The organism is Pseudomonas arsenicoxydans, from assembly GCF_006438915.1.
GTDB classification, from domain to species: Bacteria; Pseudomonadota; Gammaproteobacteria; order Pseudomonadales; family Pseudomonadaceae; genus Aquipseudomonas; species Aquipseudomonas arsenicoxydans_A.
Map to the genome: position 1 here is coordinate 258,739 of NZ_RCZE01000007.1, position 13,310 is coordinate 272,048.

General features: G+C 60.4%; 9 protein-coding genes and 1 riboswitch. Of the genes, 3 read left to right on the plus strand and 6 right to left on the minus strand.

Translation table 11 applies throughout. The annotated features are described in order from the left end of the window. From EAH78_RS16975 to EAH78_RS16995, 5 genes are all read right to left on the minus strand, one after another. Positions 1-2,739, minus strand: coding sequence for a LuxR C-terminal-related transcriptional regulator (locus tag EAH78_RS16975; RefSeq protein ID WP_140668517.1), 2,739 nt, complete (start codon positions 2,737-2,739; stop codon positions 1-3). A 352-nt stretch (positions 2,740-3,091) separates the two neighbouring features. Continuing rightward, positions 3,092-4,456 (minus strand): DUF1329 domain-containing protein, encoded by a 1,365-nt coding sequence (locus EAH78_RS16980; protein ID WP_140668518.1) that lies wholly within the window; start codon positions 4,454-4,456, stop codon positions 3,092-3,094. A gap of 28 nt (positions 4,457-4,484) precedes the next feature. Next, positions 4,485-6,386 (minus strand): DUF1302 domain-containing protein, encoded by a 1,902-nt coding sequence (locus EAH78_RS16985; RefSeq protein ID WP_140668519.1) that lies wholly within the window; start codon positions 6,384-6,386, stop codon positions 4,485-4,487. A 337-nt stretch (positions 6,387-6,723) separates the two neighbouring features. After that, positions 6,724-8,406, minus strand: coding sequence for a fatty acid--CoA ligase (locus EAH78_RS16990; RefSeq protein WP_140668520.1), 1,683 nt, complete (start codon positions 8,404-8,406; stop codon positions 6,724-6,726). Positions 8,407-8,559: 153 nt separating this feature from the next. Next, a complete protein-coding gene (locus tag EAH78_RS16995) occupies positions 8,560-9,189 on the minus strand; it encodes a LysE family translocator (RefSeq protein ID WP_140668521.1) in 630 nt (209 codons plus the stop codon). 299 nt (positions 9,190-9,488) lie between these two features. Here EAH78_RS16995 and EAH78_RS17000 point away from each other — a divergent pair, with 299 nt between their 5' ends. The 3 genes from EAH78_RS17000 to EAH78_RS17010 all read left to right on the plus strand — a co-directional run bounded on the left by EAH78_RS17000 (position 9,489) and on the right by EAH78_RS17010 (position 12,325). Further along, positions 9,489-10,454 carry a 2-hydroxyacid dehydrogenase gene (locus tag EAH78_RS17000; protein WP_140668522.1) on the plus strand — a complete coding sequence of 322 codons (966 nt, stop codon included), beginning with the start codon at positions 9,489-9,491 and terminating at the stop codon, positions 10,452-10,454. Between the two features lie 33 nt (positions 10,455-10,487). Further along, entirely contained in the window at positions 10,488-11,486 is a 999-nt protein-coding gene (locus tag EAH78_RS17005; protein WP_140668523.1) for a class I SAM-dependent methyltransferase, read from the plus strand. 40 nt (positions 11,487-11,526) lie between these two features. Beyond that, positions 11,527-11,651: riboswitch (yybP-ykoY riboswitch) on the plus strand. Positions 11,652-11,743: 92 nt separating this feature from the next. After that, the gene (locus EAH78_RS17010) at positions 11,744-12,325 is read left to right on the plus strand and encodes a TMEM165/GDT1 family protein (RefSeq protein ID WP_027925988.1); all 582 of its coding nucleotides are present in this window, start codon (positions 11,744-11,746) and stop codon (positions 12,323-12,325) included. A gap of 140 nt (positions 12,326-12,465) precedes the next feature. Here EAH78_RS17010 and EAH78_RS17015 read toward each other — a convergent pair whose 3' ends face one another. Further along, positions 12,466-13,281 carry a M48 family metallopeptidase gene (locus EAH78_RS17015; RefSeq protein WP_140668524.1) on the minus strand — a complete coding sequence of 272 codons (816 nt, stop codon included), beginning with the start codon at positions 13,279-13,281 and terminating at the stop codon, positions 12,466-12,468. Positions 13,282-13,310 lie beyond the last annotated feature (29 nt).

Here is a 13,310-nt window from a genome sequence, read left to right on the forward strand (position 1 = left end):
CTATCCCAGCAGCCCGAACTCTTTCGCCCGGGCCACCGCTTGCGTGCGCCGCTCAACCCCAAGCTTGCTGTTGATGTGGCTGGCGTGGGTCTTGACCGTGTGCAGAGAGATGAACAGTTGATCGCTGATTTGCTGGTTCGAACAACCTTGGGCAATCAGGCGCAGTACCGACAGTTCACGGGCGCTGAGCTGTTCTGCTCCTGCACATGACTCCACAGTCGGGCGAACGGCCACGATCGGTAACTGTTCCGCAAGATTCAGCGAAAAAGCAGTTGGGGGACAGAGTTGAAGTTGCCCGCGCAGCCACTCCGGATGTTCAGCGAGCAGCCCGTCGAAGGGTTGCAAGACGCCGCCCGCCGCAGCTTCCAGCGCCTGAGCCAGCGCCTTGCGGGCCTCGGGTTCCCGCCCGCTGGTCAGCAACAAGGTTACTTTTTGAGTCAGTGCCATTGCACAGAGCAATTGCCGTCCGGTTTGCTGTCCATGTTCAAGCAACGCATTCAACCGGCCCTCGGCGAGCATCGGTTGCCCTTGAATGACTTCCAGCAAAGCCTGCTGTAACTCGATATGCAGCGGCAGCTGTGGATGAAATTCCGGCGGCGCTGCCGCGTGTTCGCCGTTGTAGGTCTGGCCCAGGCGCGCCAGCCAGGCTTCGGCCAGGTCGGTGCGCCCCTGGGCCAGCCAGAGTTCGCATTTAACCAGGGTGATCATCGCCAGATAGTAAATGGGTGGCACGTCCCAGATGTGCATCAGCCGCTCGGCTTCGGCCAGTTCGGCGAAGGCTTTGGCGAACTCGCCGCTGTTGCCCTCAAGCCGGGCGATCACGCAATGGCCGAGCAATACGCTGATATCGCGACAGGCCCGTGCTTCACACAAACCGGCTTGCAAGCGGGCCCGCGCGACCTGCGGTTGCAGGTGCATGGCCAGTAAGAAACCCTCATACATGGTCAGGCGGGCGCGTACGGCGTATAGCCGTTGCGGCGACAGCCCTTGCAGGCGTTGCAGGCCCTGACGGACTTCTTGCAACGCGCGAAGGATTTCCCCACGCGCCTGCAGCACACGGGCGCGGTCGTAATGGGCCAATGCTTCAAACAACGGATTACCGACCCGCTGCGCCAATTCCAGCGACTCACGGTTCAAATTGCGCGCACGCCACAAATCGCCGTCGGCGATGGCCAGGTTGGACAAGGTCGAGAGGCACATCAGCCGTTGCCCGTAGCGTTTGGCCGGCAGGCTCTGCAGCGCTTCAGTGCAATACACAAGCGTCAGCTCGCGATTGCCACGCCCCCGGGCGATGATGCCGCTCAGGGCCAGCCACTGCGCCAGCATCGACTTCTGCGCGGTGGCCGAAGGGGCTGGCAGGAAGCGGCTCAAATGAGCGGCCAGTTCCTCGGCGGCGTCCAGCTGACAGGCCAGTCCCAACGCCCAGCTGTAGAGCACGATCAACCTGGGGGTGCTGATCAGCAAACTGTCAGGCAGGTCCATTTTCCAGCGCAGTAACATGCCGACGTTCTGCTCGGCGAGCAGTTGTTCTTCGGAGAGGTTTTGCACCAGGTTCGCTGCAACGTCCAGATGCCCGGCGCGCAACGCCTGCTCCACCGCTTCGTCGAGCAGCCCCTGTGCATTGAACCAGCGACACGCGCGCAAATGCAGGCTGGCCGCAGGCACTATCGTCTGCGCGGTGGGCCGGGTGCGCAGCAAGTCGGAAAACAGATGGTGATAGCGATACCAGTGGCCGTGCTCGTCCAGCGGCACCAGGAACACTTGATGTGCCTGGAGGAAACGCAGGATTTCGCCACTGTCATGCGCTTCGCGAACCGCGTCGCAGAGCTCGCTGCAAAAACGTTCCTGTGGCGCGGTGTCGTAAAGGAACTGCTGCACGTCGGCCGGCAGGCAATCGATGACTTCTTCGAGCAGGTAATCGCGAATCAGCCCTTCCCCACCGTGCAGCGACTGCGGCAACGCACCGTCAGTGCCCGCCTCGGAGGCTGCCAGCAACCAGAATCGCAACCCCGCGACCCACCCTTCACTGCGTTGAATCAGACTTTCCAGCGCCTCGCCACGCAATGAACTGCTGTGGCGATCCAGCAACGTGAGGGCTTCATCGTGGGTCAGTCGAAGGTCCTGCTCATGCAGTTCGAGCAGTTGGCGCGACAGGCGCAAACGGGCCAGGTGCCAGTCCGGGCGCTGTCGACTGGTGACCATGACCAGCAAGCCATCGGGCAAATGATTGAGGAAAAACTGCAGGCAACGATCGAGTACCGGGCCTTGCGCAAGGTGGTAATCATCGAGCACCAGCAGCAACGGCGTACTCGTCGACAGGTGAACGGCCAACTCGTCCAGCAACCCGTCCAGCCATTCTTCGAAAGCGAACGGCTGATGGCGCTGACGCATTTTCAGCAGTCCCAGCGCCTGGCTGCCCAGTGTCGGAAAGTAATCCTGGAGCCCTTCGAGCAACCGTTCAAGGAAACGCCCCGGGTCGCTGTCTCGAGGACTCAACCCCAGCCACAGGCTTTGCCAATGAGGCGGCAAGCCCTGACAAAACTCCACCGCCAATGAACTCTTGCCGAACCCGGCGGGTGCGCTGACCAGCAACAGCCTGCCCCCGAGCCCGGTACTCAGGCGCTCGCACAGACGAGGCCGCAGCACATGGCCGTCGGGCAACGGGGGCCGAAAAAAGCGTCCGCCCAATGCGGCGACGGAAACGCTTGCGGGGCCCGGGGGTGGGGACAGATCAGTCATGGCCGGCTCTTGTTTGAATTGCGGATGGCGGCGTTGCAGATGTCCGCAGACTAGCGGTAAACGGATAGGGAATGAAGGTTATTGCTACAAATGGCTACAAAAAGTCTACAAGCAGAATCCGCGGGGCCCGCGATGCAGTTTTGCCTGGAGACCGAGTTGCCCCCTTCGCGAGCAAGCCCGCTCCCACATTCGATCGTATTCCTTCTGGAAGAACTCGGTTAAATGTGGGAGCGGGCTTGCTCGCGAAGGGGGCATAAAAGGCACCGAATATTCATTACCCAAATGCCAGACAAAAAAACGCCCCGAACCAGTCGGGGCGTTTTTCGAGGATGCGGCCTCTGTTCAGTACAGGTTAACGAACCCCGTCCTGACGCAGTGCGGCCGGTGTGAAGTCACTGGTGGTGGCGGTGAAGCCGAAGTCATACGCCTGCTTCTCTTCGTTCTTCATACCCAGCGCCAGGTAGCGACCCGATTGCAGGTCGTACAGGGTTTCCAGGGTGTACCACGGCACTTGAACGTTGTAGTAGTCCTGAGCATGGGCTTCTGCCACACGCCACAGCTGATTACGACCGTCGTAGTGATCGATCACCGCAGCCTGCCAGGTGTCTTCGTCGATGTAGAAGTCACGTTTGGCGTAGATGTGACGCTGACCTTCCTTCAGGGTTGCAACGATATGCCAGACCCGGCGCAGCTCGTAACGGGTCAGGTCCTGGTTGATGTGACCGGCCTTGATGATGTCGTCGTACTTGAGGTTCGGCGAATCGAGCTTGTAGCTGTCGGAGGCGATGTACATCTCTTTCTTGCCTTCGAGCTTCCAGTCGTAGCGATCCGGTGCACCGTTGAACATGTCCAGGTTGTCGGAGGTACGCAGGCCATCCGCGGCGGTACCCGGCCCGTCATAGGACACTTGTGGTGCACGGCGTACGCGACGCTGACCGGCGTTGTAGACCCACGCCGAACGCGGCTCTTTAACCTGGTCGAGGGTTTCGTGTACCAGCAGCACGCCACCAGCCAGACGTGCCGGCGCGGTCACTTTCTGCTTGAAGTAGAACAGGATGTTGCCCGGGTTTTTCGGGTCGTAATCCTTCATCTTGTCGCGGAACACGAACTGGTCCTGGAAGTACACCAGGCTGTACGAGCCGTTTGGCTGTGGCGTGGCCTGGGTCACCAGACGGGTCACGCTGCCACCGCGATAGCGGGTGATGTGGTTCCAGATGACTTCAATACCACTTTTCGGAATAGGGAACGGTACGGCGGTTTCAAAGTTTTCCAGGCCGTTGCCGCCGGACACGAGAGTCGTCGAGGTGGCGTTTTTCTTGATGGCGGCGAACACGTCATCCGGCACGGTAGAGCCGCGATGGGACGGGTAAACCGGCATTTTGAAGGTTTCCGGGTAGCGCTTGAACATCGCGTACTGGCCCGGGGCGAGTTTTTCCTTGTACTGATCAACGTTCTGCGCAGTGATGGTGAACAGCGGTTTTTCACTGGCGAACGGGTCAGACAGGAAACCCTTGCTGTCGACCGTGCCGGCGTTTTTCGGCAGTGGCTTCCAGGCTGGAATCGAACCGTCGGCGTTGCCCGCCATCTCGGCACCCATCGGCGTCAGGCTCTTGCCCAGTTTGTCGGCTTCGGCCGCAGGGACCGCCGCCATCACACCGGTTGCCAGCAGCGAAAGCCCCAGAACACCGGCGTGGAACAGACTTTTTGTCATTTTCATAGGTGTGTTCGTCCTCAAAAAACAGTGCTTAGAAGTTCACGCCGACGCTGAGCGCAACAAAGTCGCGATCATCTACGGTGGTGTACTTGCCGTCGAAGAAGTTGGTGTAGGCCAGGCTCGCGGTGTAGGTGTTCTGGTATTCGGCATCGACGCCCAGGCTCACTGCTTTACGACCTTCCTCGAAGTTGCCGCCAGGGCCTGGCGAATAACCTTCCACATCGTGGGACCAGGCCACGTTCGGCTTGAGGTTCACACCGGCGAATACGTCGTTGTATTCCCAGATCGCACGACCACGGTAGCCCCACGAAGTCGCCGTGGTGAAGCCATCGTTGTCGCAGTTGCGGCTGCGGTTGTTGGTGGCTGCACCCGGGCCGGCACCGTTGATGGTGCTGGTGTTGAGGGCAACACAGGTATCCAGCGCGCCCGAGGCGGGCAGACTACCTGGACCGTAGACCGGATCGCGACCATAACGAACGTCAGAGGTGCTTTCTAGGCCACCGACATGGGTCACGCCCACTTCGCCGACCAGCGTAAGACGGCTGGCGCCCATGACTTGATCGAAGAAGTGCGTCAGGGTGGTCTGGAACTGGGTGACCTCTTTGCGACGATAACCGTTCAGGTCAGTGCCCGGCGCGGCGGAGAGCAACGAAGCGTTGGTCAACGGATTGTTCGGATTGTTGTTGCCCAAAGGACGAATGCCCGCGAACAGAATGTCCGTGGAGTTCAACTGCACCGGTGCGTTCGGACGGTAGCTGATCTCACCGCTCCACGCCGTACCGGTAGGCAGGGTGGTGGAGAAACTCAAGCCGTACAGGCGAATGTCTTCAGGGTATTCGATGAAGTATTTCGAGTTACCCGCGACCAGCAGCGGCCCCAGGGCCTGGAACGGGCCTGGCAATGCCGCCACGCCGTTGTAGACCGACTGTGGCGCACCCGTGGCGCTGAAGATCGGCGCACGGCTGTGGTAGTTCATGAAGTAGGCACCGAACTCGGTGTCCAGCGGGTCGAACATGTACTTGAAGGACGCGCCCCACTGGCCGCTGTCGCGGGCATCACGGTCGCCGCCACGTTGAACCAGCACACCTTCCTCGTTGACGTTAACGCCGTTGGCGGCCAATGGGCCCAACGCGATGGCAGGAATCGTCGAGCGCTTGTTCAGCACGCGCAGGTTGTTGTCGCAACCGTCGGCGACGATGTCTGGCTGAGAGAAGAACGTGCCGCAGTTATCGACAACGGTCTGGTCCCACTCCAGCTGGTAGAACGCTTCGGCCGAGAGGTTTTCGGTCAGGCTCTGGGACACGTAAAACATGTTGACCGGGATCAGGCCTTCCTTGATCTCGGCACCCGGACGACGAAACGCGGACACGTCAATCGGGTTGATCGAGTTGATGCCGCCGCCGATGAATGTACTTTCACCCCAGCTCACAACCTGCTTGCCCAGACGCACGGAGCCCGGCTCATCGGCAACGGTGTAGTTGTGGTAGATGAAGGCGTCGAGGATTTGCCCGCCGGAGGACTTGGCGCCTTCTTTGCGGCCGTCGTTGCTGACGTTCTTGAATTCAAGGTCTTCGTTTTGCAGTGCGAAGTCGTACCAGTATTTGCCCCGGACAAACACGCCGGTATCGCCGTATTTCAATTCAAGGTCATGGATGCCCTTGAAGATCTTCGAGAACGCTTGCCCGCTCTTGAAGTTCAAGTGACCGTCATCGGAGGTCTGGGACAGGCCATGCCCGCCGTTGTTGACGCCGATCAGGTTCTTGTTCGGCTGTTGGGTCGAGACACTCATACCCAGGGACAGCGACGAGTCGAACTGACCTTCGATTTCACCAACGTTGAAATTGACGCCGAATGCAGGCCCGGCGAGCGAAGAGGCGAGACTGACCGCCAGGGGCAATTTCGCCCGGCGCCAGAACGTGTTTACTGATGTCATCGACGCTACTCCATGTGCATTATTGTTATGGCAGTGAGCACTTCTAAAAACGTTGTGGGTGACGGGGAGCCAAGGCGTCCCGAAGTCACTCCAAAATTGCATCGCCCCGTTTTGTGCGTTTGCTCCGTTCTTAAAAATCCTTGAGCGGACTATAGCCAGCAGGTAGTAGAGCTTGATCCCTCTAAAGTGTGATTTGCAGCTGCCGGCCACTCTGGAACAGTCCTTTCGCCAGGCCGACACCTGTCGGCACGGCAAGGATGGCTGAAAATTCGGATTTCACAAGCCAAGCGCTTGCTTGGTGGGGCTGGCGTGCCCTTTCGGGCACACCGCAAGACGCTTAAAGCGTCGAGAGGAAGGTGCTGTTGTTGGCTTGCCATTCAGTGATGTCGAGGCGGATGCGCTTCTTGTCGAGCTTGCCGACACTGGTCTTGGGAATTTCAGTAACAAGGGCAATCTGACTAGGAATGGCCCACTTGCTCAGGTGCCCCAACTCCACGAATGGCTTGAGGTGTTCCTTGAGTTCCCGGGCCCCGATCTCATGCCCTTCGCGGATCACCAGGAGCGCGAACGGGCGTTCGCCCCACTGCGGATCGGCGATGCCCACCACTGCTACTTCGCGTACCGCCACGTGGCGACTGATCAGGTCTTCGAGGTCCAGGGACGAGATCCACTCACCACCGGTCTTGATCACGTCCTTGATGCGGTCTCGAATATCGATCACGCCCATGGCGTCCAGCGTTGCCACGTCGCCGGTATGCAGCCAGCCCCCGGCCCAGAGCTCGGCGCCCTTCTGCGGTTCGTTGAAGTAACCCTCGGTGAGCCATGGCGCACGCAGTACGAGCTCGCCCTGGGTTTCGCCATCGGCGGGCAGGAAATTGCCGTCGGTGTCGACGATCGCCGCCTCCACCAAGGGCCCCGGCACGCCGGCCTTGATGCGATACGTGGTGCGTTCATCTTCGCTGCCGGCCATCAACTCATCGTTGAGGTGAGCACACGACACCAACGGCCCGGTTTCCGACATGCCGTAAGCCGCCGTCAACTGGATGCCCTTGCCCTTGGCCGCGTCGTACAGCGTGCGGTTCAGCGCACTGCCGCCGATGACGATTTTCCAGCCGCCGAAATCCGTGCCTTGCGCCGCCTTGGCGTTGAGGATCATTTGCAAAATGGTCGGTACGCAGTGGGAAAAGGTGACCTTCTCCTTGCGCCACAGCTCCACCAGGTATTCCGGGTCGTAACGGCCGGGATACACCTGCTTGAGCCCGAGCATGGTCGCCACATACGGCAAACCCCAGGCGTGCACATGGAACATCGGGGTGATCGGCATATACACGTCGCTGGTGCCCAGCAGGCGCACGCTGTCGATGGAGCCCATGATCGTCGACACACCCATGGTGTGCAGGACCAATTGCCGGTGGGTGAAATACACGCCTTTGGGATTACCGGTGGTACCGGTGGTGTAGAACGTGGTCGCGACGGAGTTTTCGTCGAAGTCCTGGAAGTCGTATTGCGCACTGGCTGCCGCCAGCAACTGCTCGTACTCGCCGATCAGGTTCGGCAGGTCGGCGGTTTTCTCTGGCAGGTCGGTCAGCAGCAGGGTCTTCTCGACCGTGGTCAGGTGCCCGGCAACCGCCTGGTAAAGCCCCACGAACTCGCTGTTGACCAGCACAAAACGGTCCTCGGCGTGGTTCATGGTGTAGAGGATCTGTTCCGGCGACAGGCGCACGTTGATGGTGTGAATCACCGCGCCGATCATCGGGATGGCGAACATGCATTCCAGGTAGCGATGGCTGTCCCAGTCCATCACCGCCACGGTATCCCCGGCCTTGACCCCGGCGGCCGTCAGCACGTTGGCCAGCCGCGCGACCCGTTCGATCAGGGTCGGATAGCTGTAGCGCAACTGGTCGCGGTAAATGATCTCGCGGGTTTTCTCGTAACGAGCGCCGGACATCAGCAGCCGCTTGATCAGCAGCGGATACTGGTAAGCGCCTTCGGCTGGGGGGATAACGCGAGTCTGCAACATATGAATCCCTTTTCTGGCTGCACGGTGTTGGCTGAATGAAAGCACTTTAGTGCCCTTCGATGTCAGCCAAATCAGCCAAAGGAATGATTTGCAGAGCCGTACAAATGCTAGCTTTGCGCCAGCATTTGCAGGATATCGAGGATCAATCCGCTATCAATGCATCTCGGTGAACGCGAGTTTCACGCCGATGGCGATCAGCACCACACCCATGGTGCGGTCGAACCAGTGGCCCATGCGGGCGAAACCGGCGCGCACACGCTGTTGGCTGAACAGCCGCGCCACCAGGCAAAACCACAGCGCCGTCGCCGCCGCGAGGTAAACCCCGTAACCGGCTTGTACCGCCAGCGGCGTGTGCGGGTTGATGACCACGGTGAACAACGAGAGGAAGAACAGCGTGGCTTTCGGGTTCAGGCCGTTGGTCACGAAACCGGAAGTGAACGCGCCACGGGCGGTGCGCTCGCCGACTTCCTTGTGCAGGTTGTCATCGACAGCCTTGGCCGGTTGCGCGCGCAGGGCCTTGTAGCCGATGTACAGCAGGTACGCGGCGGCAGCCCATTTCAGCGCATTGAACAGCACGATCGACTGGGACACGATCAGGCCGATGCCGAGCAGCGAATAGCCGACGTGGAGGAAAATGGCGGTGCCGACGCCGAGCGCCGTCCAGGTGCCGGCGCGCCGACCGTGGGTCACGCTTTCACGCACCACCACGGCAAAGTCCGGGCCGGGACTGGCCACGGCGAGCAAGTGAATCAGGGCAACGGTCAAGAACTCTGTCCAGTACATGGGGGCTCCTTTTGGGTATATCGGCCAATTGGTATTTTCAGCATTAACTTCACACCTGTGGCGAGGGGGCTTGCCCCCGTTGGGTCGCGAAGCGGCCCCATTCGGGACAGATACAACTTGTCGGGTGTATCGAGTGGCTGAATTTACGACTGCTGCGCAGCCGAACGGGGGCAAGCCCCCTCGCCACAGTGTTCCCTCACCACAGGTTTTGTGCCAATCCTGCCAGTGGGTAACCATTTGTTTCATCTGGTAGGCTCGGCAGATTACGCCTTCAGTTCAATGCACAAAAGGTACAGTTGATGACGAACTCTCGCCGCGCCGTTTTCCTCGACCACCCGTCCCTGGACCTCGGCGACCTCGATCTCGGCCCGCTGCGTGATTGCTTCGACGACTTGCAGCTGTTCGCCCAGACCACGCCGGAGCAAGTGATCGAACGCCTTAAAGGCACCACGGTGGCCATCAGCAACAAGATCCTGATCAACGCCGACGCCATCGCCGCCAGCCCCGACCTGAAGCTGATCCTGATCACCGCCACCGGCACCAACAACGTCGATCTCGCCGCCGCCCGCGCCCATGGCGTTACCGTTTGCAACTGCCAGGGTTACGGCACTCCGTCGGTGGCGCAGCACACAATCATGTTGCTGCTCAACCTCGCCACGCGCCTGGCCGACTATCAAAAAGCCGTGGGTGAAGGTCGCTGGCAACAGGCGAAACAGTTCTGCCTGCTGGATTACCCGATTGTCGAACTGCAAGGCAAAACCCTCGGCCTGCTCGGTCATGGGGAACTGGGTGGCGCGGTCGCACGGCTGGCCGAAGCATTCGGCATGCGCGTGTTGCTGGGGCAGATCCCGGGTCGCCCGGCCCGGCCGGATCGTTTGCCGCTGGATCAACTGTTGCCGCAGGTCGACGCCCTCACCCTGCACTGCCCACTCAATGAACACACCCGTCACTTCATCGGCGCCCGTGAACTGGCCTCGATGAAACCCGGCGCCTTCGTGGTCAATACCGCTCGCGGTGGTTTGATCGATGAGCAAGCGCTGGCCGATGCCTTGCGCAACGGTCATCTGGGCGGCGCGGCCACCGATGTGCTGAGCGTCGAGCCACCGACCGCCGGCAATCCTTTACTGGCGGCTGACATCCCGCGCTTGATCGTCACCCCGCACAACGCCTGGGGCAGTCGCGAAGCACGGCAACGAATCGTGGGACAGTTGACCGAAAATGCGCAGGCTTACTTCAGCGGTACAGCGCTGCGGGTCGTCAGTTGATAAACTGCCGCACTTTTTTTCAAGGAGCAGAGTATGGATCCGCGCAGTGAAGTACTGCTTCGTCAGCCCGAGTTGTTCCAGGGTTCGGTGTTGTTGGCCGGTTTGCCCGCCGACGATCTGCTGGGCCGACTGCCCGCTGCCCACGGTTGGTGCTGGCACGCCGGCGATCAGGCCGCGCTGGACGCCCGTTTCCCCGAGCGCAGCCATTTTGGCGTGAACGCCCCCGAGCGTGAGTTCGAGACGGCGGTGGTGTTTCTGCCCAAGTCCAAGGACCTGACCGATTACATCCTCAACGCCCTCGCCTCGCGCCTGGCTGGCCGTGAGCTGTATCTGGTGGGTGAAAAACGCAGCGGTATTGAAGGCGCAGCCAAACAACTGAACCCGTTCGGCAAGCCGCGCAAGCTCGACAGCGCCCGTCATTGCCAGCTCTGGCTGGTCACCGTGGCCAACGCACCTGAAGCCAAATCGCTGGAAAGCCTGGCGCAGACATACGAATTGCCGTTGGCCGAAGGGCCATTGAAGGTCATCAGCCTGCCGGGCGTGTTCAGCCACGGTCGGCTGGATCGCGGCAGCGCGCTGCTGTTGGAGCACCTGGACAAATTGCCGAGCGGCCACTTGCTGGACTTCGGTTGCGGCGCCGGCGTGTTGGGCGCCGCGGTGAAGCGTCGTTATCCGCACAATCAGGTGACGTTGCTCGATGTCGATGCGTTTGCCGCGGCCAGCAGTCGCCTGACCCTGGCCGCCAATGGTCTGGAAGCCGACGTGATTACCGGCGACGGCATCGACGCCGCACCGATGGGTTTGAGTGCGATTTTGAGCAACCCGCCGTTCCATGTCGGCGTCCACACCGACTACTTCGCTACGGAGAACTTGCTGCGAAAAGCAGCCAAACATCTGAAAAACGGTGGCGAACTACGCTTGGTCGCCAACAGCTTCCTGAAGTATCAACCGCTGATTGAAGAGCACCTCGGCGTGTGTGCAATCAAGGCCGAGGGACAGGGTTTCAGAATCTACCGGGCCAAACGCCACTGAGAAATAAGTGCTTGCCTAACGGATTTCGCCTAGGCAGAATCCGCTCCGTCCTAGGGGAGTAGTCTCCCACGAGCGCCATGCTCGTCCGGCATACGTCAACATACTTGGTCCTCAGACCATGGCGTATGCGACCCAAGCGTCCGCATCAAACGGATCGCAGGGTTTGACAAGACCTATGACACGAACACCTTACCCGGGGCGGGAAGGCTGTACGTGTCATAGCCGTGTCGACCCGCCCCTTAGGAAAAACCCTGATGATGCTGGATTCACTTCTCGTTCCTACCGCAATCGTTGCCTTGGCCGAAATCGGCGACAAGACGCAACTGCTCGCGCTCATTCTCGCTGCCCGCTTTCGCAAACCATGGCCGATCATCGCCGGCATCGTCGCCGCGACCCTGGCCAACCACGCAGCCGCCGGTGCGGTCGGTGCCTGGTTCGGCAGCTTCTTCTCGAATGCGACGCTGCACTGGATCCTGGCCGCCAGCTTCACCGCGACTGCGTTGTGGACCCTGGTGCCGGACAAGATGGACGACGACGTCAGCACCGCGCGCAAGTTTGGCCCCTTCCTGACCACGCTTATTGCATTCTTCCTGGCAGAAATGGGCGACAAAACCCAGGTCGCTACGGTGATGCTGGCGGCGCAATACCCGGATCTGTGGCTGGTCATCATCGGCACCACCGCCGGCATGCTGATTGCCAACGTACCGGTGGTACTGGCCGGCAACTTTGCGGCGGACAAACTGCCATTGACCCTGATCCGTCGACTGGCGGCGTCGGCGTTCTTCATCCTGGCGATTGTTGCGGTATACAAGGCGATGCAGAGCAGCGGCTGGGTTTAACCCGGTAGACCGCGTCATCGTTCTTCGCGAGCAAGCCCGCTCCCACAATTGATCTTCAGTGAACACAGCATTTGTGTACAAAAAAGAACCAATGTGGGAGCGGGCTTGCTCGCGAAGGCGTCAGCAGCTTCACTAAAGCTTCAGGATTTACGCGCGTTCTCGTACAACGGCATCACCTTCGGAATCGCCGCCTGCAATGCCGCGGTCCGGCTGCTGGAAGACGGGTGAGTGCTGAGAAACTCCGGTGGCGCCCCCTCATCAGCCTTGCTCATTTTTTCCCACAGGGTGATCGCCGCATTCGGGTTGTAACCCGCACGCGCCGCCAGTTCCAGGCCGATCAGGTCAGCTTCGTTTTCGTTGGTGCGACTGTTGGGCAAGGTCATCAACAGGTTCACGCCGTTATTCCCCACCTCGACAATCGCTGCCGGCGCTCCCGCCGCTATCGCCAGTTGCTGCGCGATACTCAATCCGTAGGATTTGGAAAGCGCCTCACGGCCGTGCTCGCGCAAGGCGTGGGCGATTTCATGCCCCATCACCGCGGCCAGTTCGTCGTCCGTCAGTTGCAGCTTATCGATCAGCCCGGTGTACACAATGATCTTGCCGCCAGGGCCGCAGTTGGCGTTGAGCTCATCGCTCTTGATCAGATTGACCTCCCACTGCCATTGCGCCGCATCCGGGCGAAATGTGGGCGCCTGGGCAATCAGCCGATCAGCAATTGCCTGAACGCGCGCGGCCTCGGTACTGGTCTTGTCGAGGATGTTTTTGCTGCTCGCATCCCCCACGGTCTGCTTGTAGTCCTGTGCGTAGGCTTGATTGACCTGTGCGCTCGATAACAATGTGGTCATGTGTTGCTGGCGAACAACGCCGACTTCACCTGCGCTGGTCGTGTTGACGGTCTCGCAGCCGCCCAGCAGCAAGGCTGCCCCCAACACGCACGCCACCAGAGACTTGTTCATCACGGCACTCCTATAAAGCCGTCACCCGA

Excerpts from the sequence above, each read along its gene's own strand:
- EAH78_RS16975 (WP_140668517.1), bottom strand. The coding sequence starts at position 2,739 with ATGACTGATCTGTCCCCACCCCCGGGCCCCGCAAGCGTTTCCGTCGCC.
- EAH78_RS16980 (WP_140668518.1), bottom strand. The coding sequence starts at position 4,456 with ATGAAAATGACAAAAAGTCTGTTCCACGCCGGTGTTCTGGGGCTTTCG.
- EAH78_RS16985 (WP_140668519.1), bottom strand. The coding sequence starts at position 6,386 with ATGACATCAGTAAACACGTTCTGGCGCCGGGCGAAATTGCCCCTGGCG.
- EAH78_RS16990 (WP_140668520.1), bottom strand. The coding sequence starts at position 8,406 with ATGTTGCAGACTCGCGTTATCCCCCCAGCCGAAGGCGCTTACCAGTAT.
- EAH78_RS16995 (WP_140668521.1), bottom strand. The coding sequence starts at position 9,189 with ATGTACTGGACAGAGTTCTTGACCGTTGCCCTGATTCACTTGCTCGCC.
- EAH78_RS17000 (WP_140668522.1), top strand. The coding sequence starts at position 9,489 with ATGACGAACTCTCGCCGCGCCGTTTTCCTCGACCACCCGTCCCTGGAC.
- EAH78_RS17005 (WP_140668523.1), top strand. The coding sequence starts at position 10,488 with ATGGATCCGCGCAGTGAAGTACTGCTTCGTCAGCCCGAGTTGTTCCAG.
- EAH78_RS17010 (WP_027925988.1), top strand. The coding sequence starts at position 11,744 with ATGCTGGATTCACTTCTCGTTCCTACCGCAATCGTTGCCTTGGCCGAA.
- EAH78_RS17015 (WP_140668524.1), bottom strand. The coding sequence starts at position 13,281 with ATGAACAAGTCTCTGGTGGCGTGCGTGTTGGGGGCAGCCTTGCTGCTG.